Consider the following 20962-nt stretch of genomic DNA (forward strand, 5'->3'; position numbering starts at 1 on the left):
CGGGGCGGTGCTTTTCTGCGACAGCCCGGGGGCACACCCGGCAGCAAATCGGCAGGGAACGTTCGGGCCCGGGGGCCGCGTGTGATTAGCTTTAATCTGTCGCCGCCGACGGGCGGGGGATGCCGGAACGCAAACCGGCGCAATCTTCCTACAGGAAAGGCCGGAATGCAGGAGTCAGCCAACAGGCCGCTGAACATTGTTGTTTTGGTGAAGCACGTCCCGGACACCCAGTTTGACCGCCGCCTTGAGGGACCGGACCACACCCTGGACCGTTCCGAGAGCATCCTCTCCGAACTCGACGAGTACGCGCTCGAGGCTGCTCTCCAGCTGGCGGAGGAACGCGGGGGAGACAAGGGCGGCAACACCGTCACTGCCGTCACCATGGGCCCTTCCGCCGCAGTCAACGCGGTGAAGAAGTCCCTGCAGATCGGTGCCTACAAGGGCGTGCACCTTTCCGACGACGCGCTGCAGGGCTCTGACGCCGCTGCAACCTCGCTGGCACTGGCCGCCGTCGTCCGGCATCTCGAGGCAACCCAGGGTCCGGTGGATTTGGTTATTACCGGCATGGCATCAACCGACGGCGAAACCTCCCTGGTCCCGGCCCAGCTGGCCGAGCGTCTCGGATTCGCCCAGCTGACGTTCGCTTCTGAACTAAGCACCGCGGCAGGTGAATCGGGCATGGTCCTGCATGCCCGCCGCGAGGGAGACTCCTACTCGGAGGTCATCGAAGCTCCGCTGCCGGCGGTCGTCTCGGTCACGGACCAGGCGAACGAGCCGCGCTATCCGAACTTCCGCGGGATCATGGCTGCCAAGAAGAAACCGGTTACCGTGCTCTCGCTCCAGGACGTTGGCCTGGATCCGGCCCAGGTGGGCAAACAGGGTTCCTGGACGTCCGTGGCTGCGTCAGCCCCCCGGCCCGCCCGCGGCGCCGGCACCGTCATTACCGACGACGGCGACGCCGGCATCAAGCTGGTGGACTACCTCGCCTCCCAGAAACTCATCTAGCACGTCCCTTACGGCGCTAGCCGCGCCCGCACACCTAGGAGAGCGCCCCATGGGCTCCGTACTGGTATTTATTGACGTTCCGTCCCTTCCCCTTCCCCGTGCAGCACGGGAGCTGCTGGCCATTGCAGGCACGCTCGGTACTCCCGAAGTGGCCGTGCCGCGGCCGCTCGCCGACGAAGCGGCAGCCGAGCTTGGCAGGTTCGGGGCGGCCCGGATCTACGAACCCGCCCAGGAACTGCCGGACGTCCTGGTGGCTGCCAAGGCAGCGTTCCTTGCCGAAGCGGTCCGCGCCGCGAACCCCGACGCCGTTCTGCTGGGCAACTCCTTCGAGGACCGTGAAGTGGCGGCCCGCGTTGGCATCAAGCTTGGCTCCGGCGTCATCACGGACGCAGTTGCCGTAGCCCCGGACCTGTCCGTGACCAAGTCAGTACTCGCAGGTTCCTTCACATCCACGTGCCGGGTCCAGACAGGAATCCCCGTGATCACGGTCAAGGCCAACTCGGCCGAGCCCGCCGAGCCCGGTGACGGCGGGACCCCGGAGCGCAGCCAGGTCACCGTGCCGGATGCAGGCCCGGCAGCGGCAGTGGCCGAGCGCTCCGAGAAGCGCGTCAGCGGTCGGCCGGAGCTCTCCGAAGCGCGGGTCATCGTGGCAGGAGGCCGCGGCGTGGACGGTGACTTCGGTCCGGTGGAGGAACTCGCTGACCTGCTGGGCGGGGCAGTCGGTGCCTCCCGCGCCGCAACGGATGCGGGCTGGATCGAGCATTCGGCGCAGGTGGGGCAGACGGGCAAGACCGTTTCGCCGCAGCTGTACATCTCCGCCGGCATTTCCGGTGCCATCCAGCAGAAGGCCGGCATGCAGACCGCCAAGGTGATCGTGGCCGTGAACAAGGATCCTGACGCCCCCGTCTTCGAAATCGCAGACTTTGGCATTGTGGGCGACCTGGCCTCCGTGCTGCCCCAGGCCTCCGAGGAAATCCGGAAGCGGCGCGCGTGAGCGGTTTCCCCGACTCGGCGCCCGGACGCGTCCTGGCGTTCGCGGCGCACCCGGATGACATCGACTTCGGTGCTGCCGGCACCCTCGCCAAATGGGCGGCGCAGGGGACCGAGATCACCTACTGCATCATGACGTCCGGCGATGCCGGCGGATTCGAAGCCGCCGGCAGGGACGGCATCATTGCCCGGCGCAACGCGGAGCAGCGTGCTGCGGCAGACATTGTGGGCGCAGGCCAGATCCATTTCCTGGGGGAGCGGGACGGGTTCCTGGCCGTGAACCACGAGGTGGTGGGCAAGGCGGTGGAGCTGATCCGCCTAGTGCGTCCCGACGTCGTGCTCTCGATGCACCCGGAGCGCAACTGGTCCCGGATCCAGGCCAGCCATCCGGACCATCTGGCGTGCGGGGAGATCGTCACCCGTGCGGTGTACCCGGCGGCGGAGAATCCCTTTGCCTATCCCGAGCTGGAAGAAGGAGGGCTGCACTCCTGGAAGGTGCCGTGGCTTGTCTTCTACGGCGCTCCCCGCGAACGCGAGAACCACGCCGTGGACATCACGGCCCAGGTGGAAACCAAGCTGGAAGCCGTCCGGGTGCACGCCAGCCAGCATCCGGACCTGGCCGGAATGGAGTCTGCCGTGCGTTCCTTCCTGCGGGAAAACGCGGCCCGGCACGGTCTGCCCAAAGGCACCAGCGCCGAGGTTTTCCACGTGGTGGGAGTCAACACCCCCACCACCATCGCCGGTTTCTAGGGCTTTACGGCCGTCACGAGAAGGGTGTCGGCGTTGAGGGTGTACTCCTCGCCGAGTTCTGCCAGGAACGCATCGCGGACCCGGCCTGCGGCATCCTGGTCTTCCGGAAGCAGCAGGCGCAGCGGGCTGCCCATCACCAGGGACCAGGCCAGGTCCTGGCTCAGCAGTACCGGAACCGATGTGTGCGCGGCGCTGACCTCCTTGAGGCCAAGCTCCTGCAGCCAGTCCGAGGCCTTCTGCGCAGTGTTGATGCGGAGCATGTTGTCCCGCGAGGACTCGCTGGTGTTGGGCAGCTGAACGCCCTCGGCAGCGCAGTGCCGGAAAAGTGCGGAAGTGAAGTCGGTCAGTGCACCTTCGGCCCAGGTGCTGAACGCGAGCCTGCCGCCGCTGCGCAGGAGCGAGGCCAGATGGCGGACCCCGGCGTCCATGTCCGGCAGGAAGAAGACGGCGTAACCGCACAGAACGACGTCGTACTGTGTGTCGGGGCGGAACCCCAGGACATCCGACTGGGAAAAGGAAACGTTCTCCAGCGAAAGCGTTTTGGCCTTCGCCGCGGCTATCTCCAGCAGCTCCGCCGAGAGGTCCACGGCATCCACGATGGCACTGGGTCCGGCGCTCTGGGCTGCCGGAACCGTGATTGAGCCGCCGCCGCAGCAGGCATCCAGGACACTCTCATCCAGCTTGACGTCCGCCGCGGCAACCAGGGCATTGCCCATTGGATTCCACAGAGAGGGGGCCATGCGTTCGAAGTCGCCGGCTCCGGCGTCGAAAATCCTGGCAAGGGGCTGCTGCTCGGGCATGGTCTGTCCTTCGGCTTAGAGCTGGGCACCAGCGAAGCCGTGCTGTCGCCAGGCTTCGTAGACGGCGATGGAAGCGGAATTCGCGAGGTTCAGCGACCGCAGGGACGGGAGCATGGGCAGCCGCAGCCGCGCGGTCACCCGTGGATCATGTTTGACATCTTCCGGCAGGCCGACGGACTCGGGGCCGAAGAGCAGGACGTCACCCGGCTGGTAGGCAACGTCTGTATAGGAGGTTTCGCCGTCGGAGGTGAAGGCATAGACCCGCTCCGGGCGCAGTGTTTCAAAGGCAGCTTCGAGGTTTGGATGTACGTGCATCACGGCGAGGTCATGGTAATCCAGCCCTGCCCTGCGCAGTTTTGAATCTTCGAAGTCGAAGCCCAGCGGCTCCACCAGATGCAGCTCGGCACCGGTGATCGCGGCCAGCCGGATCGCGTTGCCCGTGTTGCCCGGAATTTCAGGGGTATAGAAGAGGATGCGGAACACGTCTTTATCCTATGCCCGAGCCGCTACTGCTTCGTCGCATCGAGAAGCGCGCCCAGCACGGGAAGCAGCACCGTGTTCGGCTGTGGACCGGTGCTGAAGAAGCGGCGGAGGTCCCTCGCCAGTGTTCCGGGATTCACGACGTCGACCGGCGCCGACTCGGGAAGGTTCGGCGGGGAATCGATGATGGGCTCGAACGGGTTCTGGTTTGGGCTGTGCAGGACAAGCCAGCCAGAGACCCGCACATCGGGGAACTTCTCCTGCAGGGTCCTGACTGCGTCGGCCAGGCGGAGCGAACCTACGGCACGGCCGCGGTGGCGCAGCTGCTTTCCGTCCCAGTACCAGGCACCCGGGGAGGCCATGATCGAATCAATGACTGCCATTCGGTAGCCGCCCAGCAGGACATGTCCAATTTCAAGGTTCCCGCCGCGGGGACCGCTGTCCGGAATGCGCAGGGAGTTGACGAGCCTTCCGGCCGGATAGTCCGGGAGCAGGGAGTTCGCCAGCAGCCCGATGGTGAGGTTCTCCGCATCGAAGCGGGAGCCGGCAGAGGAGCCCAAACGTTTGAAGAGTCCGGGCCTTTCAGGTTCCCCGTTGACCTGGCGTCCAATCATGGCCAGCGGAATGGCCGGAGGGCGCTGGGGAGTGAAATCCGGTTCGAAAACCGGAGCCTTGCCGAAGTCCGGGTTGGGAACAGGTTTGCCGGCAGCGGCTCCGCCGGCCCCGGCCGTTCCAGTGGGACGGGCAGGGGAAGCGCCGGAAACAGGGCCTGCGGCACCTGCCCGGCCCAGCCTCCGGTCGTAGGCGGCGCGCTGCTCCGGGTCCGAGAGCACCTGGTAGGCCTCGGAGACCAGGTGGAAAAGCTCGCTGCTGCCGCCCTGGTCCGGATGGGCGCGGCGGGCAGACTTCCGGTAGGCGGATTTGATCTCGTCAACGGTGGCAGACGGCGTGAGCCCCAGTACCTCGTACAGCGATTGGGCTGGGGGAGTCACTGCTGGTCCTTTCGGTAGCGCATCGGGTCCCTGGGTATTCGGGCACCGATACATTCTCGGGCGCGCCTAGCGGCGCAGGCACCGATATAACGCTGCAGGACGCGGAATAGTTCGCCGGCGGACGGTTCTGTTCGCTCCCGGTGGAGCCACAATTCTAGCCGCTCTGATCCGGCATCCGGTGCGCCGGTCCGGGCCCGGCGGCATCCCGCGAAAGCACCAAACCCCCTTGCCGGGCCGGAAGCGGAGCACAGCCCGGGACCTGGGCGCTAGAATTGTCTGGTGCCCGTGTACCTCGACCACGCGGCGACCACGCCGATTTCGGCTTCGGCCCTCGCCGCACTCACATCCGAACTGAGCCGCAGCGGCAACCCCTCTTCGCTGCACGGCTCCGGCAGGCGTGCCCGGATGGTGGTGGAAGACTCCCGGGAAACGCTGGCCGCCGCCCTGGACTGCCATCCCTCCGAGGTCATCTTCACCTCCGGGGGGACCGAAGCGGACAACCTGGCGGTGAAGGGCCTGTACTGGTCACGGCGGGACGCTGATCCGCGCCGAACCCGCATCCTCTGCTCCCCGGTTGAGCATCACGCAGTGCTGGACACCGTGGAGTGGCTCCAGAAGCACGAGGGCGCCGAAGTCTCCTGGCTGCCGGTGGATTCCGAGGGCGTGGTCAGCCTGGACGCCGTGCGCCGCGAACTCGAGGAACACGGAGCCGAAACCGCCCTTGTGACCCTTATGTGGGCCAACAACGAGGTCGGCACCCTTCAGGACATCCCCGCGCTGGTTGAACTCGCGCATTCTTACGGGGTCCCCGTCCACTCGGACGCCGTGCAGGCATTTGGCGCCGTCCGTCTCAGTTTCCGCGAATCAGGCCTGGATACCATGGCAGTGAGCGGCCACAAGATCGGCGGCCCGGTGGGCGTCGGAGCCCTTGTAGTGGGACGCGCCGTCAAATTGACGCCGGTGCTGCACGGCGGAGGACAGGAGCGCGATATCCGCTCCGGCACGCTGGACAAGCCCGGGATCGCAGCCTTTGCCGCTGCCGCCCAGGAAGCCACGGATAACCTTGCCGAGGAAAGCGCGCGGCTTCGGACCCTGCGCAACTACCTGATTGCCGCCGTCGAACGCACCGTTCCCGAAGCGGTGCTGCGCGGACCGCGCGACGACGAGGAAGGCACCCGAAGACTTCCCGGCAATGCGCACTTCACGTTCCCCGGCTGCGAGGGGGACTCCCTGCTTTTCCTCCTGGACCTCGCAGGGGTAGAGTCGTCCACCGGCTCCGCCTGCACTGCAGGGGTGCCCCGCCCGTCCCATGTGCTGCTGGCCATGGGACTGAGTGAAACCGAGGCGCGCGGGGCCCAGCGTTTCAGCTTGGGGCATACATCCACCGCCGAAGACGTTGATGCACTGATAGACGCATTGCCTGAAGCCTACGAACGGGCCAAGAAGGCCGGCATGGCAGGCAGCGAAAGCAGCATACGAACAGCAGGAACGGGTTTTAGCTAATGAAGGTTTTGGCAGCAATGAGCGGCGGAGTCGATTCCGCCGTAGCCGCAGCACGGGCAGTGGAGGCAGGGCACGACGTCGTCGGGGTCCACCTTGCGCTCTCCCGCATGCCCGGCACCCTGCGCACCGGCAGCCGGGGCTGCTGCACCATCGAAGACTCCCGCGACGCCTGGCGGGCATGCGACATCCTGGGCATCCCGTACTACGTCTGGGACTTCTCCGAGCGGTTCAAGGAAGATGTGGTCGATGACTTCGTGGCCGAATACGCTGCCGGACGCACGCCGAACCCCTGCATGCGCTGCAATGAGCGGATCAAGTTTGCCGCGCTGCTGGAGAAGGCACTGGCGCTGGGCTTCGATGCAGTCTGCACCGGCCACTACGCCAAGGTGATTACCGACGCCGACGGCAACCCGGAGCTGCACCGCGCGGCGGACTGGGCGAAGGACCAGTCCTACGTGCTGGGCGTGCTGACCCACGAGCAGCTCAAGCACGCCATGTTCCCGCTTGCAGACACCCCGTCCAAGGCCGAGGTCCGGGCGGAGGCGGAGCGCCGCGGCCTCTCCGTTGCCAACAAGCCGGACAGCCACGACATTTGCTTCATTCCCGACGGCGACACCCGCGGCTGGCTCGAAGAGCGCATCGAAATGACAGAGGGCGAGATTGTTGACCCCACCGGCGAAACCCTCGGCACGCATCCCGGTGCCAACGCCTTCACCGTCGGCCAGCGCAAGGGCCTGAAGCTGGGCCGCCCGGCTGCCGACGGAAAGCCGCGCTTTGTCCTGGAGATCCGGCCGAAGGAAAACAAGGTCATTGTCGGACCGGAAAAGCTGCTGGAAATCGACCAGATGCGCGGCATCAAGGTCTCCTGGGCCGGGCTTCCGATCCGGGAGATAGCCACCGGGGAGCCCTTCGAGTGCACCGCGCAGGTGCGCGCGCACGGCGATCCTGTTCCGGCCACCGCCTGGATGGAAACCTGCGAAGACTCCCGCAGTGAACTGGTCGTCCGGCTGAAGGATCCGATGCGCGGAGTGGCCCCGGGACAGACCGTGGTGATCTACCAGGGCACCCGGGTGCTGGGCCAGGCCACGATCGACTCCGCACGTTCCCTTCAGTGGGACCCCGCGGCGGTCTCCTAGGCCCGGCCACCGTAACGTGCACCGGTGCGCGGGAAGCTGGACCCTAAACTGGAGTCATGAGTACTGCACCAGCTGACGATTTCGACCCCACAGCCAGTTCCCTTTCCGGGAAGGTGGCCGATGAGGTCATGGACGAGCTGCTTGCCATGCGCAGCAGCATCGACAACATCGACGCCACGCTGGTCTATCTCCTGGCGGAGCGCTTCAAGGCGACCCAGCGGGTAGGGCACCTGAAGGCTGAACACCACCTGCCGCCCGCGGATCCGGGCCGTGAAGTCGCCCAGATTGCCAGGCTGCGGCGGCTCGCCGAAGACGCGAACCTTGATCCGGCTTTTGCCGAGAAGTTCCTGAACTTCATCATCAGCGAAGTCATCCGGCACCACCAGGCCATTTCCGAGACCCGCAACGGCGGTAGCAATGCAGAAGGAGCCTGAGCAGCCTGCTTCGTCCGCTCCAGCGGGCGTAACCGCAACGGCGCCGGGCACCTGGCCCGGAACAGACCCGCTGGAAGCCGCGAAGACCATCCGCGGTGAACTGGGCGAGCCGCACCTGCCGTTCCTGGTCGAGCTGCCCGCCCGCGGCGTCGGAGCTGACTCGGTCGGCCGGACCGCCGCCATGCTGGTTGACCTGCCGGTTGACCTGCAGCCGCACGGCTGGCGCCTGGTCGACCGTCCCGGAATCGACTCGCGGCGCGCTGATTCCCTGCTCTCCCGGGACATCAACACGCTGGCAGACGTGATCGGTGTTGAAGAGGCCCCGGGCTCCAGGTTGAAGGTTTCCCTGCAGGGACCGCTGTCCCTCGCCGCGGGACTGCACCTGCACAATGGAGAACGCGCCCTGTCCGACGCCGGCGCACGCCGGGAACTCACTGAGTCGCTGGCGGCCGGCGCCGCAGAGTACGTATCCCGGGTTCAGGCAGTCGCCCGCGGCGCCGCGCTCACCGTGCAGGTCGACGAGCCGCTCCTGGACCGGATCCTGGACGGCCGCATTCCCACCGCCAGCGGGTACCGGACCCTGCGCTCGGTCCCGCCGCAGGAGGCTTCGCAGTCCTGGCACCTGCTGCGTGAATCCCTGCTGGCCGCCGGAGCCGCAGCCGTTGTGCTGAATCTTCCCTCCGCCCGCCACCGCCAGTCCCGCTCCGGCCTGGACCTCGCGCTGGGTGCAGGCGCAGACGGCGTCGCGGTGCCCCTGGGCCGCCTGGGCGACGGCGACTGGGAGGGTATTGCCGAGGCTGTTGAAGCCGGAAAGCAGATCTGGCTAGGGGCGCTGCCCCTGCCCTCGGGAGGGGAACCTCCCCGGCAGGTGACGGCGCTGGTACAGGACATCACGGCAGGATGGACGAGGGTGGGCCTTCCGGTGGGGGACCTGCCGGCACTGGGCATCATGCCTGCCGGCGACCTCGCGGACCTCACACCGTCGCGCGCCCGCCGCGTGCTTGAACGCCTCACCCAGACAGCGTCGGCGCTGGACCAGCTGGCGGCCGAAGGCTAAACGGGGCGTACTAGAGCCGGCGCTCCCATTTCTCCGGTTCGGCGTCCGGCGGCAGGACGCCGTCGAACTCCCGGTACTCGTAGGTGAAACTGCCGTCGTACACAAAAACGGTGCCGAGCTGCCGCTGGCGGACTATGGTCCGGATCCGGAAGTGCCCGGCCGTTTCATCCCACCACTGCTCGGCGTGGGCATCGGCTCCGGCCAGCACCGGGACCGGTATCCGCAGCCGGCCCAGGAACAGCCGGGTGTGCGGGGAGTGCATGTGCAGCCGTCCGTCCTGCGAGACGGAAAGGTCCAGATCCGTGGCGAGGTTGCGGCGTCGTCCAACATAGTCGGTCAGACCGGTTGGAGACGTGAGCGAGGTGGTGTCCTCGAAAATCCGGTTCCCGCGGTCGAACTCAAAGGTGCGGACCGCAGTGAGCGAAGAGCGCCCGAACGGATCAAGGTGCGCGTAGTTGCTGATGGTAAACGGCACGCGGCGGCCAAAGTCAGGGAAGAAGGCATTGGAAACCGGGATGGCGGAGAGCAACGGCCGCAGCACCGGGCGCGGACAGCCGGCGACGTCGAAAACGCCGGTGCCAAACCCATACCTGCCCTCATCAGGCTGCAGCGAAAAATAGTCCTGCAGCTGAGGCTGCAGGCGGCCAAACGCGGCGCCGAGCGCCCGTTGGTAAACGGAGCCATCACTCATTTACCCAGCCTACGCCGCGTGTTCCACGCGCGTCCGGAACCAGCGGGTCAGAGACGGCCGGACGCCTTGAGCCGGATGTACATGTCCGCCAGCTTCGGCGGCAGCTCATGGGGCGGCTCATCGACGACCTCCGCACCCATGGACTTGAGCTGGGCCGTCACTGCCGCGCGGTCCAGCAGGGCCCTTTCAGCTGCCGCAGCGCGGAACACCGCCGAGGCTGATGACCGCTCCGCCCGAAGCTCATCCAATGCCGGATCCCGGACCGAGGCCACTACCACCACGTGCTTGGCGAGCAGGGCCGGAAGCACCGGGAGCAGGCCCTCTTCCACCGCGCCGGCGTCCAGCGAAGTGATCAGGACCACCAGTGAGCGCCGGGAAGACACCGAGGCAACGACGCCGGGAAGCAGGGAAAAGTCCGCTTCGATAAGTTCCGCATCCAGCGGCGCCATGGCTCCGGCGAGACGGTTCAGCAGGTTTGCCTTGGCTGCTGAATCGACTCGGGCCCTGACACGGCGGTCAAACGCGGCGAAGTCCACCCGGTCCCCGCCGCCCTGCGCCAGCATGCCCAGCAGCAGGGCCGCTTCGATTCCGGTGTCCAGCCGGGGTTCGTCCAGGATCCGCGCTGCAGCAGTGCGGGACGTATCCAGCAGCAGGATGACCCTGCGGTCCCGTTCCGGCCGCCAGGTGCGCACTACGGTGTCCCGTCGCCGCGCCGTCGCCCGCCAGTCGATCGAACGGACATCGTCACCGCGGACATAGTCGCGCAGTGAATCGAACTCGGTGCCTGCACCGCGCAGCTGCACCGAGGCATTGCCGTCGATTTCGCGCAGCCTGCGCAGCTTTGCCGGGAGGTGCCGCTTGGAGCGGAACGGCGGCAGGACGCGCAGGGTGCCCGGATAGGCGATGGTGCGCTGCCGGGCGGCCAGGCCCAGCGGTCCGAAGGAGCGGATGGTTACCGACGCCGTGTGCAGGTCGCCCCTGCGTTCAGGCCGCAGGGTACCCGCGGCCCGGCGTGCTTCCCCGGCAGGGACCGTGACCCGGCGTTCCGGACGCAGCTGGCCCGCCGAGGGCTGCCAGGCGTCCCGGACGACGGCGCGCAGCGTCCGGCCGGATTCGTTGCGGACCACCAGGGCTGCCGGCACATCCTCATCCAGCCGGGCGCTTTCGGGCAGTTCGCGCTCCAGCCGGGCCTTCAGCGGCGGTGCGGCCAGGGCAAGATCCGCGGCGGCAGCCGCTGCTGCCAGGGCCAGCCAGGCCAGGATCGTGCCGGTGCCGGGGAAGAGCACGACGGCGACTGCGCCCAGCGCAGCCAGGATGACCAGGCGGTGGGAGACGGACATGGGCTAGCGGGGAACCGGAACGGTGGCCAGGATGCTGCCCAGCACGTCGTCCACGCTGACACCGTCCATCTGGGCTTCGGGACGCAGGGCAACGCGGTGGCGCAGGGCGGGCAGCGTCAGCGCCTTTACGTCGTCCGGCGTTATGAATGTCCGGCCGGACAGCCAGGCCCAGGCCCGTGCGGTGTTCAGCAGGGCCGTGGCGCCGCGGGGTGAAACGCCTAGCTGGAACGACGGCGCCGAGCGGGTGGCGCGGACCAGGTCCACGATGTAACCCAGCACCTCCGGGGAGGCGTCCACCCTGGCCACTGATTCGCGTGCTGCCCGGAGGTCCTGCTCGCCGGCCACCGGACGAACCCCGGCTGCGGTCAGGTTGCGCGGATCGAAGCCGCTGCCGTGCCGGCGGATGACTTCAATCTCGTCTTCCCTGGAGGGAAGATCGAGTGTCATCTTCAGGAGGAAACGGTCCAGCTGGGCCTCCGGCAGGGGATAGGTGCCCTCGTATTCGACCGGGTTCTGGGTTGCGGCTACGAGGAACGGATCCGGGAGCTGCCGGGAGACGCCGTCGACCGTGACCTGGCGTTCCTCCATGGCTTCGAGCAGGGAGGCCTGCGTCTTGGGAGGAGTCCGGTTGATTTCATCGGCCAGCAGGATGCTGGTGAAGACCGGGCCCTCGCGGAAGCTGAACTCCGACGTCCGTCCGTCATAGATCAGCGAACCCGTCACGTCGCCGGGCATAAGATCCGGGGTGAACTGCACCCGCTTGGTGTCCAGGGACAGTGCCGCGGCCAGGGTCCGGACCAACAGCGTCTTCGCTACGCCCGGAACGCCTTCGAGCAGTACGTGCCCGCGTGCAAGCAGGGCGATGATGAGGCCGGTCACCGCGGCATCCTGCCCAACCACGGCCTTTGCCACTTCCTGGCGGACGCTGTGCAGCGCGTGCCGTGCGCTTTCTCCGGCATCCGCCGCATTGGTCTGGACGCTGCCCGCCCCGGCGGGGCCGGACACCGAAGGGTAGTGCTGGGTCATGGTTCGGTTATCTCTTCCTCTAGGTGCAGCAGTTCCTGTGACCAGGCCACCAGGTCGCTGTCATTTCCAGGTGTGTGCCGATTGAGCAATGAATCAATTTCCACTGCGGAGCGTCCCGTGCTGCGCGCTGCTGCCTGTACTACGTCGGCGGCAGTGCTGCCGGGACCCAGCCGGAGGCGGGCGGCCAGGCGCACCATGGTGCCGGCCCGGAGATTGTCCGCAGCCCGGTCCAGCGCCCTGCTGTCCTGGTACAGCCGGGCACGCCCCTCGGCGGTTTCGGCAGCACGGACAACTACGGGCATGGGCTCCATGGCCAGCGGGCCGAGCCTGCGGCCGCGCCAGAACGCTGCCAGCGCAGCCACCACCAGCGTCCACACAAGCAGCGGATTCACCCAGTCCGGCAGGAGGCTGAAGGGGTTCGCCGGTGCTTCGCCGGCTGGAATATCCGCAGGAACGGGCAGGTACCAGACCAGCGTGTCAGCACTGCCAAGGGACCACAGCGCCAGGGCAGCGTTTCCGTTCCCGGCAATGCTCTCGTTAGCGAGCAGCCCGGTATATCCCAGCACGGCAGCGGATCCGTCGGCGGATTGGGCGAACAGCCCGGCAGCTGGTTCGCCGCTGCCGGTCACCGTAAAGCAGGTGAGGGGACCGCGGTACGCAAGGCCGCCGGCAGTAACCGAACCGGCGGCCTCACCAGCTGGGGCCTTGCAGCCGGCGCCTTCGACGCTGCCTGCGTCGATGACTTCCTGCGGCACAAGGCCAGCCTGGGAGATGTCCGGGGCCAAGGCCCGCAGCTGCGCGAAGGTGGGCTCGACCAGGATTTTCTTTTGGGCCGCGGACCCAAGTTCACTGAGCTGCGGACCGGAGAGATACTCGTTGGGATCAAAGAGCATCAGGGCAGCGCCGCCTTCTCCGAGCAGGTCAAGGGCTTGGGCATAGTCCCCTGCCTCCACCACGTCCACGCCCTGCGCCTGCAGGACACGGACCGCTGCCTGGGCGCCTTCCGGGGCCGGGTTTGAGGCGGAAAGCCTCGTCCGGTCTGCGCCTGACGCGGTGAGCAGGCTCAGGACGACGCCGCCGATGAGGACAAGCGAAAGAATGATCCACAGGCGCCAGGCGCGCAGCCGGCTCCGAAGGACGGAGGAGGCGGCGGCCGATCCTGCGCTGGTCTGATCCATGTCTCCCGGCTGTGCCTGCGGGGGAGCAGCGGCGCTCACTTCGGCACCGCCAGCGAGGGCAGCGCTGCAGCGCCTGCTGCCGCTGGCTGGGAGCGCAGCAGCCCGGCATCCAAGTCGGCAGCACGCCGTGCGTCGGCCTCCGCCGCCCGGCTGCCGCCGTAGCGGATCTCGTCAAAGCGCTGGCTGAGCCACAGGATCTCCTGCGCCGCGGCAGGGAAAACGGCGGACAGGGCTGCACCGGCCTCGTGGGCCGTGCGGCCGGGACGCGGTTCGAGGATGACCCGTTCCTCTGCCGTGCGCAGGATCGCCCGCAGCCGTTCGGTCAAGGCAGTGTCCCAGTCCCCGGCCTTTGCGGCTTCCTCGGCGAGCGAGCGGTGGGAGGAAGCATCCTGGTCCGGGCCGGTTTCGTCGAACAAGCCGGCAGGCTTCTTCCGGGCGTTCAGCCGCGGGCGGACCACCAGGACGGCAAGGGCCAGGAATACCAGGGCCCCGAGGGCCAGCAGGAGGATGCCGGCGGGGGCACCAACCCCCTGGATGCCGGAAAGGAGCTCGTCCAGGAACTCCAGGATCCTGGCCACTGCCCGTTCCGCCAGGCTCGGCTGGGCGTCCTGGTACTCGGCTTTCGAAAGCTCGTCCTGCAGCCAGCCGCGGGCCTGGTCGGCGTCGGGCTCCACCGGCACCTCACGGAGCGGGGGAGCGAAGATCGCTGTCCTCATGCAGCCCTAGGCAGTACCGGTGTACGGGCCCTGGGGCCATTGTCCGGAGCCGGCCGCAGGCAGGTTCCGGCCGGGTACGAAATCCGGTCCGGAGGCTGCCGCGATTTCCTGGTCCTTCATCAGCGTCACATCGAACCCTTCCCGCCGCATCCGCAGGTCGATGTAGAGCAGCGACGTCACGGCCGCCTGGAAGGCGTAGCCGATTGCCCCGAAGAAGGCTGAGACCGCGGTGGTAAGGATCAGCACGGGGAGTATGGCGGAAAGGTCGTCCGCGCCCGCTTCTGCCGTGCCGAAGGAGGCAAAGAGGGTGATCAGCATCGTAATGGGAGTGCTGATCACCGAAACGATGATCGAGACGATCACGCTGGTTAGCAGCAGGATCCCGAAGGTGCGCCACCAGTTCCGCCGGGTGAGGGTCCAGGAACGGGCAATCGCGGCAAAGACCCCGCGGGGCTCGGCCACCAGGGCAGCAGGTGCCAGTGCCAGCTTCACGGAGAGCCACGCGAAAACGGCGACCACGGCCAGGACGCCAACCACCGTCAGGAATATCCCCAGGGGGCCCAGGAATTCGATGACCAGCACCAGGACGAAGATGAAGGCGACCATGCCTGCGGCGGCAGCGGCGAAGAGCAGCAACCCCAGCCCGGTCAGCCGGAGCATGGATCCCTTGGCCAGGCGCCAGGTCTGGCCAAAACCGGTCTTGAGGTTCAGGATGGCCCGGGCAACGGGAATGACCAGCAGTCCCTGCATCAGCAGGATCCCTATGGCGGAGACGATCGTCAGGGCCGTCCCACCGGTGAGGGCCGTGGTGCCCAGGGAGATGGCCTGCTCATCGGTCAGTTCCGACTCCAGGCCAATATCGCTGATGGGCGCCAGCAGCGACTGTCCAAAGATGACAGTGAGAACCGAGATGACGGCTTGAATGAGCACCGCGATGCCGAAGGTGGCCGCGGGGTTGCGCCGGCAGGCCTGGAAGGCTCCATCCATGATTTCGCCCAGTCCGAGGGGCCGCAGCGGGATGACACCGGGCTTTGGCGGGGCGCTGTACTGGCCGGGAGGGTACGGGCCCTGCGGATAGCCGCCGGGGGCACCAGCTCCGTAGGGATTGGAGCCGTAGGGACTGGACCAGCCCGGAGGGGCCGTCTGTCCATAGGGTGGAAGGGACTGGCCGGGCTGGTCCTGTCCCCACTGCGGCTGCTGTCCCCACTGTGGCTGCTGCCCCCATTGGGGCTGCTGGGCCCACGGTGCCTGGGGAGGCGGGGAAGGCTCGGACCCGGATCCGGGGCGGGATACGCCCCCGGGTTCTGGTTCGTTGTGATTGTCCTGACTCATCGTTGCGCCCCGCCTCTTAGGTCCTCAGTCTCATTTCTCCTAGTCCGACTATAGTTTCTGGACGCCCCGACCGGGACCCGGCGGGCCGTGGCAAAAATATGCCGTTAGGGATGATAGGGATAACATGGGCTATTCCGGCATGCCTTTGTATTGTGACTGCCGCATGTCCGGTGAGAGCGCACGTAATGGCGTGGGCGCCGAACAGCCCAGGACGTCGAATGCCCTGGCGGGCGGGAAGTAACGGGGAACAGGAAAGCATGAAGGCACGGATACTGGTCGTAGACGACGACGAAGCGCTGGCCGAAATGATCGGCATTGTTCTTCGCAACGACGGGTTCGACCCCGTTTTCTGTGCCGACGGGGCCCAGGCGCTGGAGGTGTTCCGCAGCTCCAAGCCGGATCTTGTCCTCCTGGACCTCATGCTCCCGGGCATGGACGGCATCGAAGTGTGCCGGCAGGTTCGGGCCGAGTCAGATGTTCCAATCGTGATGCTCACCGCCAAGTCCGACACCGCCGACGTCGTCCGGGGCCTTGAATCCGGCGCAGACGATTACGTTCCCAAGCCGTTTAAGCCTGCCGAGCTGGTGGCACGCGTCCGTGCCCGGCTGCGCCCGGTTGATTCAAAGGCACCGGAGACGCTGTCCATCGGGGAAATCTCCATCGATGTAGCCGGCCACTCCGTATCCCGGGGCAGCGAGCGTATCGCACTCACGCCCCTGGAATTTGACCTCCTGGTGGCACTGGCCCGAAAGCCCTGGCAGGTCTTCACCCGGGAAATGCTGCTCGAACAGGTTTGGGGCTACCGCCACGCAGCAGACACCCGGCTGGTGAACGTGCACGTCCAGCGGCTGAGGTCCAAGATTGAGCGGGACCCCGAAGCGCCCGAAATTGTCCTGACGGTCCGCGGTGTCGGTTACAAAGCCGGCCAAAACTAGGTCCGTGCCCTCCTCCGCCGCAGCGGAGGACGGTGCGCCGGTCACTTTAAAGGCACGAGCCAGGGCGCGCATGCTCCGCGCCGGTGCCGTGCTCCGCCGCGCCGCCGAGAGCGTCCACCGTGCCACCATCGCCAGGATCGCCATCCGCTGGCGGCGTTCGCTTCAATTCAAGACTGTCCTCGCGACCCTGCTGCTGGTGATCGTGGCCGCCGGCGGTATCGGGGCATTCCTGTCCCACCAGATCGCCGGAGCCCTCTATGAAGAGCGGCTCACCCAGTTCCAGGCGGAGGCCACAGCCGGCCTGAGCAGCGTCAAGGAGAACTTTCGGACAACTGCGGCTACGGACCGTGAAGGAACCGAACGCCTGGTCTCCAACACGCTTTCGCTGCTCGAGGGCCGAGGAGCCGAGACACCGCGCAGGTACCTGCTCGCGCCCCTTCCGGATCAGGAAAACCTTTTCGTCGCAACGCTCGGCGACAGAATTACCGCCGGCAGCATTCCCGCACCCCTCAGCGCGGCAGTTGAGGGGCTGGACCCTGACGGGGAAGACATTGTCCACTGGTCCGCCCTGGCCCTTGCACACGGCGAACCCGGGATTGCTTTCGGCACCAAGGTCACGCTGCCCCCGGACCGGTCCGAATACGCGCTGTACCTGGTCTATGACCTGGACACCATGCAGCAGACCCTCGATGACATCCACCGCATCCTGTGGATTGCAGGCGGGCTGCTGCTGGCGATCATCGGCACTATTGCCTGGGTGGTGACCAAGGCGGGGGTGGGTGCCGTGAGTGCCGCGGCATCGGTATCGGAGAAACTGGCTGCCGGTGAACTCCAGGAGCGCATGGAAGTTAAGGGCGAAGACGAAGTCGCCCGTCTCGCAGCCTCCTTCAACCACATGGCAGCGACGCTCCAGGACCAGATCACGCAGCTGGCGCAGCTCTCGAGGATGCAGCAGGGGTTCGTCTCGGATGTTTCCCATGAGCTGCGGACGCCGCTGACCACCGTGCGGATGGCAGCCGAGGTGCTTTACGACGCGAGGGAAGGCTTCGACCCCATTTCGAAACGCTCCACCGAGCTCCTCTACCACCAGGTCGAACGCTTCCAGGCGCTGCTGGCCGACCTCCTGGAAATCAGCCGTTTCGATGCAGGAGCAGCCGAACCGGACCTTGAGGCGGCAGACATCCTGGGCATTGTGCGGGACGTAGTGGAAGCCACCGAGCCGCTGGCAGTCAACAACGGCTCAGAGGTCAGGATCGTCTGCCGGGAGGAGCGGGTGGTGGTCGACGCCGATCCCCGCCGGGTTGAGCGGATCGTACGGAACCTCGTGGTGAACGCCCTGGAACACGGAGAAGGCAAACCTGTGGAGATCGCGGTTGCGACGAACGCAGATGCCGTGGGTGTCGCCGTGCGTGACTACGGCATCGGCATGAGCGAGGACGACGCTGCCCGGGTATTCGACAGGTTCTGGCGGGCTGATCCGGCCCGTGCGCGGACCACCGGCGGCAGCGGCCTTGGGCTGGCTATTGCAGCCGAAGACGCAAGGCTGCACGGCGGCTGGCTGGAAGCCTGGGGCAGTCCCGGCGACGGTGCCTGCTTCCGCCTGACCCTGCCGCGCAGGCACGGTGAAGGCTTTGCTGCTTCACCGGTTCCACTCTCGCCGCAGGACACCGCGCTGCCGTCCCCGCCAAAAGCGCTCACCGCTGCCGATGCTGCTACGAGGGAGGATCACAATGCGTAAGGCCCGCAGGCGTGCGGCGTCGGTCGCCGCTTTCCTTTCCGCCCTGGTTTTCCTGGCCGGATGTTCATCCATACCCACAGTCGGGCCGGTAGGCACGGCGACGGCCAGCGCAGGCGGCAGCTCGCTGACGCAGCAGCTCAGTTACAGCCCGCCCGGCCCCGTGGAGGACGATTCGCCCCAGGGAATCATCGGCGGCTTCATAGACGCGGGCGTGGGAGCGGGGGAGGACTACACCGCCGCCCGGGAATTCCTGACGGCTGAACTGGCTGCCTCCTGGGTCCCCAACGAACGCGTCGTAATCTACGGCGCAGACCCCAACATTGTGCCGACGCCGGAGCCCAATGCCTTCCAGATCCAACTCGAAGTGGTTGCTTCCGTCAATGCCCAGGGCATCCGTACCGAGTCGGCACCCGGAACAACCGAGACCATTCAGGTCCGCCTCGTGCAGCAGGAGGGCCAGTGGCGCATCAGCGGCATCCCCAACGGCATCATGATCTCGGACATAACGTTCCCGATCGTCTTCCGTGCCCACAATCTGTATTTCTACTCCAGCACTTACCGGTACTGGGTTCCGGATACGCGCTGGTTCGTCCAGCGCTCCGGCATGGCGGCATCCGTGGTCAACGCCATGCTCGCCGGTCCGGCGCCTTACCTGGAAGGAGCGGTCACGAGTGCCTTCCCGGTGGAAACCCAACTTGCCCGGGAAGCGGTTCCGGTGGTTTCCGGCGTGGCCTCCGTGGATTTCGCCGCCGAGGTCCTGGAGGACTCTACAGACCTCAACCGCCAGCAGATGAAGCTTCAGCTGGAACAGAACCTGCGCCAGCTCAACAACGTCAACTCCGTTGAGATGACCGTGAACCAGCGCGAGGTGGACCTGGGACCGCCCAGCAGCGAGCTGGTCCCCGTGGAAGATGATCCCCGCGTAGGGGAAACGCAAGTCGGCATCCAAGGCCAGGACATTGTGTTCTTCCGCGACCGGCAGGCCCGGGAGATCGGCAACCTGCCGGATGTCTCCGCATACGATCCCCGGGACCCGGCCGTATCCGTCGGAGAGATGGATACCATCGCGTTCCTTTCCGGGGACCGCGGAACGCTGCTGGTCACCGGGCCGGACAAGGACGTTGCAACGGTGGCGACGGGAAGCTCACTGACCGGTCCCAGCATTGATCCGGAGGGATGGATCTGGTCCGCCTCTGCGCAGGGCGAAGGCAGCCGGCTCATCGCCGTCGGGCCGGACCTTGCTGCCTCCACCCAGACGGGCCTGACACCCTCCTGGCTCGGCGACATGCAGGTGCGGGAACTGAGGCTCTCGCGTGACGGCGCCCGCGCCCTGCTGGTGGTAGAGCAGAACGGTGCGTCCCGCGTCCTGATCGCCGGCGTCGTGCGCTCTTCCAACGGCGCCCCGCAGAGCCTAACCACTCCGCTTGAATTGTGGACTGCCGAGCCCGTCACGACTGCGGTCTGGGTGGGCGAGACGAAGGTGGCCGCCCTTCAAAAGGGCCAGGATGAGTCATTGACCCCCGTGATCCTTGACCCGGCGGAGGACAACCAGGAACTGGCCGGCTGGGATGGAAGCTTCAGCATCAGCGGCGGAGACGGTCCGGAGGACCTTTTCCTGCAGACGGCCGATGCTGTCTACAAGAAGCTGGGCAACGGCTGGATCCGCGAGATTGACGGCATCCGGGATCCGGCGTTCCCAGGCTAGGGATGCTCTAGGCCTCCACACAAACGGGCCATGGTCCGAAACGCATCCGTTTCACCCACCCGGCCACGCGGCCTTCCGCCGCGCACCCGAAATGCGGGAAGCATTGGTGCATGGTATCTCTCAGAGTGGTGGAGGACTGGCTTGCGGCTCCGGGACCGGCGGCTGTCCTGGAGGCATGCAGGGAGCTGGGCTCGATACTCCTGCCGGCAGAATGCGTCGTCTGCGGTGCTGCGGACGCATCCCTCTGCCCTGCATGCCTCATAACCGTCCGCCATGCGACGCTGCGCCCCTTCAACGCATCCGCCGGGGCGGGAATGCTCCCGGAAGCGGAAGGGTGCCTGGCCGGCCACGGGGCGGGTGCCCCCGGTCCGGCGGAGCCGGTTCCCCTCCCGGTAACAGCCGCCGGACGGTACGCGGCCGGGCTGTCACGCGTACTGCTTGCCTGCAAGAACCACGGGCATACCGACCTGCTGGGCGTCCTGGCGGAAGCCCTGGCACGGGCGCTGCACCAGGCGTCCTCGTCCGCGCTCCCGGAACGCCTGGCATTGGTTCCTGTCCCGGGCAGTCTCCGCGGCCGGACACGCCGCGGCTATGACCCGTTGGAACTTATCCTGGCGAAAGTGCGCTTGCGGGGCCTGCTCCCGGCAGGGATGGACGTTCGCGGCATACTTTCCTATCGAAGGGGTGCCGAGCTGCTTTCGCTCCGGTCTGGAGCGCAGAAAGGCCTCGGTGCGGGCGCCCGGCGAAAGAACGTACACGGAACAATGACCGCGGGCCGTCCGGGGAATCTGCGCGGCATGACTGTCCTTCTCGTGGATGACGTATTGACCACCGGGGCAACCCTGGCTGAAGCAACCCGTGCCCTGCGCGCCTCCGGCGCGCAGGTAGCGGGAGCAGCGGTGATCGCCGCCGTCCGCGCCCCGGCGCCAACCGCCGCCGGGCCCGCCGGGAAGAGCCCGGAGCTGGTGCGGGAACCCGCCGGCCGCAGTATGGCCCATGCACAGCGGCCAAGGTCAGAAGGTGAATTAACCTCCCGGGTGAACTAACGTGTTGAGTATGGATAGCTTCAAGAAAAGGAGCAATCCTGCGGCAACGGTCGCGAAGGAAACTGGCAGCGGCCGTTGTTGTGTCACCGAAGAATATTGGAGGGCACC

General features: G+C 66.9%; 20 protein-coding genes. 11 read left to right on the forward strand and 9 right to left on the reverse strand.

Annotated features, from left to right (window positions below):
• Window positions 1–165: 165 nt before the first annotated feature.
• Genes ABFX29_RS09150 through ABFX29_RS09160 form a run of 3 tightly spaced genes read left to right on the forward strand, consistent with a single transcriptional unit; the run spans window position 166 to window position 2745 of the window.
• Window positions 166–1005, forward strand: a complete 840-nt coding sequence (locus ABFX29_RS09150) for an electron transfer flavoprotein subunit beta/FixA family protein (protein ID WP_211372347.1) — start codon at window positions 166–168, stop codon at window positions 1003–1005.
• A 49-nt stretch (window positions 1006–1054) separates the two neighbouring features.
• The gene (locus ABFX29_RS09155; protein ID WP_152226756.1) at window positions 1055–1999 is read left to right on the forward strand and encodes an electron transfer flavoprotein subunit alpha/FixB family protein; all 945 of its coding nucleotides are present in this window, start codon (window positions 1055–1057) and stop codon (window positions 1997–1999) included.
• Window positions 1996–2745: a PIG-L deacetylase family protein gene (locus ABFX29_RS09160; protein ID WP_152226757.1), complete on the forward strand. Its 750-nt coding sequence runs from the start codon at window positions 1996–1998 to the stop codon at window positions 2743–2745. Before ABFX29_RS09155 ends, ABFX29_RS09160 begins: the two co-directional genes overlap by 4 nt.
• On the opposite strand, the gene ABFX29_RS09165 is transcribed toward ABFX29_RS09160, so the two are convergent.
• From ABFX29_RS09165 to ABFX29_RS09175, 3 genes are read right to left on the reverse strand one after another with little or no spacing between them, the layout of a single operon-like run.
• Window positions 2742–3545, reverse strand: a complete 804-nt coding sequence (locus ABFX29_RS09165) for a class I SAM-dependent methyltransferase (protein ID WP_152226758.1) — start codon at window positions 3543–3545, stop codon at window positions 2742–2744. The genes ABFX29_RS09160 and ABFX29_RS09165 overlap by 4 nt on opposite strands.
• 15 nt (window positions 3546–3560) lie before the next feature.
• Window positions 3561–4028: a tRNA (cytidine(34)-2'-O)-methyltransferase gene (locus ABFX29_RS09170; RefSeq protein WP_152226759.1), complete on the reverse strand. Its 468-nt coding sequence runs from the start codon at window positions 4026–4028 to the stop codon at window positions 3561–3563.
• Between the two features lie 23 nt (window positions 4029–4051).
• A complete protein-coding gene (locus ABFX29_RS09175; RefSeq protein WP_170287727.1) occupies window positions 4052–5017 on the reverse strand; it encodes a J domain-containing protein in 966 nt (321 codons plus the stop codon).
• Window positions 5018–5296: 279 nt separating this feature from the next.
• Between ABFX29_RS09175 and ABFX29_RS09180 the strand changes: the two genes are divergently transcribed.
• Genes ABFX29_RS09180 through ABFX29_RS09195 form a run of 4 tightly spaced genes read left to right on the forward strand, consistent with a single transcriptional unit; the run spans window position 5297 to window position 9147 of the window.
• A complete protein-coding gene (locus ABFX29_RS09180; protein ID WP_152226761.1) occupies window positions 5297–6520 on the forward strand; it encodes a cysteine desulfurase family protein in 1224 nt (407 codons plus the stop codon).
• Window positions 6520–7656 carry a tRNA 2-thiouridine(34) synthase MnmA gene (mnmA, locus tag ABFX29_RS09185; protein WP_152226762.1) on the forward strand — a complete coding sequence of 379 codons (1137 nt, stop codon included), beginning with the start codon at window positions 6520–6522 and terminating at the stop codon, window positions 7654–7656. The genes ABFX29_RS09180 and mnmA overlap by 1 nt, the downstream gene beginning before the upstream one ends.
• Before the next feature lie 56 nt (window positions 7657–7712).
• Window positions 7713–8090, forward strand: coding sequence for a chorismate mutase (locus ABFX29_RS09190; protein WP_152226764.1), 378 nt, complete (start codon window positions 7713–7715; stop codon window positions 8088–8090).
• Window positions 8074–9147 (forward strand): uroporphyrinogen decarboxylase/cobalamine-independent methonine synthase family protein, encoded by a 1074-nt coding sequence (locus tag ABFX29_RS09195; protein ID WP_152226766.1) that lies wholly within the window; start codon window positions 8074–8076, stop codon window positions 9145–9147. Before ABFX29_RS09190 ends, ABFX29_RS09195 begins: the two co-directional genes overlap by 17 nt.
• Window positions 9148–9157: 10 nt before the next feature.
• Here the strand turns inward: ABFX29_RS09195 and ABFX29_RS09200 are convergent, their stop codons facing one another.
• The 6 genes from ABFX29_RS09200 to ABFX29_RS09225 are packed head-to-tail and all read right to left on the reverse strand — an operon-like array spanning window position 9158 to window position 15430.
• Complete coding sequence (locus ABFX29_RS09200) at window positions 9158–9838, reverse strand: DUF4166 domain-containing protein (protein WP_152226768.1); 681 nt, start codon at window positions 9836–9838, stop codon at window positions 9158–9160.
• 47 nt (window positions 9839–9885) lie between these two features.
• The gene (locus ABFX29_RS09205) at window positions 9886–11178 is read right to left on the reverse strand and encodes a DUF58 domain-containing protein (RefSeq protein WP_152226770.1); all 1293 of its coding nucleotides are present in this window, start codon (window positions 11176–11178) and stop codon (window positions 9886–9888) included.
• A 3-nt stretch (window positions 11179–11181) separates the two neighbouring features.
• Window positions 11182–12204, reverse strand: a complete 1023-nt coding sequence (locus ABFX29_RS09210; protein ID WP_152226771.1) for an AAA family ATPase — start codon at window positions 12202–12204, stop codon at window positions 11182–11184.
• On the reverse strand, window positions 12201–13382 hold the full coding sequence (locus tag ABFX29_RS09215) for a DUF4350 domain-containing protein (RefSeq protein WP_152226773.1): 1182 nt from the start codon (window positions 13380–13382) through the stop codon (window positions 12201–12203). Before ABFX29_RS09215 ends, ABFX29_RS09210 begins: the two co-directional genes overlap by 4 nt.
• Window positions 13383–13417: 35 nt before the next feature.
• Window positions 13418–14098, reverse strand: a complete 681-nt coding sequence (locus tag ABFX29_RS09220; RefSeq protein ID WP_152226775.1) for a DUF4129 domain-containing protein — start codon at window positions 14096–14098, stop codon at window positions 13418–13420.
• Window positions 14099–14104: 6 nt separating this feature from the next.
• Window positions 14105–15430 (reverse strand): proline-rich domain-containing protein, encoded by a 1326-nt coding sequence (locus ABFX29_RS09225; RefSeq protein WP_152226777.1) that lies wholly within the window; start codon window positions 15428–15430, stop codon window positions 14105–14107.
• Between the two features lie 257 nt (window positions 15431–15687).
• Here ABFX29_RS09225 and mtrA point away from each other — a divergent pair, with 257 nt between their 5' ends.
• The 4 genes from mtrA (at window position 15688) to ABFX29_RS09245 (ending at window position 20854) form a co-directional block, all read left to right on the forward strand.
• A complete protein-coding gene (gene mtrA, locus ABFX29_RS09230; protein WP_152226779.1) occupies window positions 15688–16365 on the forward strand; it encodes an MtrAB system response regulator MtrA in 678 nt (225 codons plus the stop codon).
• A gap of 4 nt (window positions 16366–16369) precedes the next feature.
• Window positions 16370–18103, forward strand: coding sequence for an MtrAB system histidine kinase MtrB (mtrB, locus tag ABFX29_RS09235; protein WP_246167297.1), 1734 nt, complete (start codon window positions 16370–16372; stop codon window positions 18101–18103).
• Window positions 18096–19808, forward strand: a complete 1713-nt coding sequence (locus ABFX29_RS09240; protein ID WP_170287728.1) for an LpqB family beta-propeller domain-containing protein — start codon at window positions 18096–18098, stop codon at window positions 19806–19808. Before mtrB ends, ABFX29_RS09240 begins: the two co-directional genes overlap by 8 nt.
• Before the next feature lie 110 nt (window positions 19809–19918).
• Window positions 19919–20854, forward strand: a complete 936-nt coding sequence (locus tag ABFX29_RS09245) for a ComF family protein (protein WP_152226783.1) — start codon at window positions 19919–19921, stop codon at window positions 20852–20854.
• The last annotated feature ends 108 nt before the right edge of the window (window positions 20855–20962 follow it).

Source organism: Arthrobacter gandavensis, assembly GCF_039528575.1.
Lineage (GTDB): Bacteria > Actinomycetota > Actinomycetes > Actinomycetales > Micrococcaceae > Arthrobacter_B > Arthrobacter_B citreus_B.

What these genes read in the sequence shown, in the direction of transcription:
- ABFX29_RS09150 (WP_211372347.1), top strand. Translation starts at nt 166, where the DNA reads ATGCAGGAGTCAGCCAACAGGCCGCTGAACATTGTTGTTTTGGTGAAG.
- ABFX29_RS09155 (WP_152226756.1), top strand. Translation starts at nt 1,055, where the DNA reads ATGGGCTCCGTACTGGTATTTATTGACGTTCCGTCCCTTCCCCTTCCC.
- ABFX29_RS09165 (WP_152226758.1), bottom strand. Translation starts at nt 3,545, where the DNA reads ATGCCCGAGCAGCAGCCCCTTGCCAGGATTTTCGACGCCGGAGCCGGC.
- mnmA (WP_152226762.1), top strand. Translation starts at nt 6,520, where the DNA reads ATGAAGGTTTTGGCAGCAATGAGCGGCGGAGTCGATTCCGCCGTAGCC.
- ABFX29_RS09190 (WP_152226764.1), top strand. Translation starts at nt 7,713, where the DNA reads ATGAGTACTGCACCAGCTGACGATTTCGACCCCACAGCCAGTTCCCTT.
- ABFX29_RS09195 (WP_152226766.1), top strand. Translation starts at nt 8,074, where the DNA reads ATGCAGAAGGAGCCTGAGCAGCCTGCTTCGTCCGCTCCAGCGGGCGTA.
- ABFX29_RS09200 (WP_152226768.1), bottom strand. Translation starts at nt 9,838, where the DNA reads ATGAGTGATGGCTCCGTTTACCAACGGGCGCTCGGCGCCGCGTTTGGC.
- ABFX29_RS09205 (WP_152226770.1), bottom strand. Translation starts at nt 11,178, where the DNA reads ATGTCCGTCTCCCACCGCCTGGTCATCCTGGCTGCGCTGGGCGCAGTC.
- ABFX29_RS09210 (WP_152226771.1), bottom strand. Translation starts at nt 12,204, where the DNA reads ATGACCCAGCACTACCCTTCGGTGTCCGGCCCCGCCGGGGCGGGCAGC.
- ABFX29_RS09215 (WP_152226773.1), bottom strand. Translation starts at nt 13,382, where the DNA reads ATGGATCAGACCAGCGCAGGATCGGCCGCCGCCTCCTCCGTCCTTCGG.
- ABFX29_RS09220 (WP_152226775.1), bottom strand. Translation starts at nt 14,098, where the DNA reads ATGAGGACAGCGATCTTCGCTCCCCCGCTCCGTGAGGTGCCGGTGGAG.
- ABFX29_RS09225 (WP_152226777.1), bottom strand. Translation starts at nt 15,430, where the DNA reads ATGAGTCAGGACAATCACAACGAACCAGAACCCGGGGGCGTATCCCGC.
- mtrA (WP_152226779.1), top strand. Translation starts at nt 15,688, where the DNA reads ATGAAGGCACGGATACTGGTCGTAGACGACGACGAAGCGCTGGCCGAA.
- ABFX29_RS09240 (WP_170287728.1), top strand. Translation starts at nt 18,096, where the DNA reads ATGCGTAAGGCCCGCAGGCGTGCGGCGTCGGTCGCCGCTTTCCTTTCC.
- ABFX29_RS09245 (WP_152226783.1), top strand. Translation starts at nt 19,919, where the DNA reads ATGGTATCTCTCAGAGTGGTGGAGGACTGGCTTGCGGCTCCGGGACCG.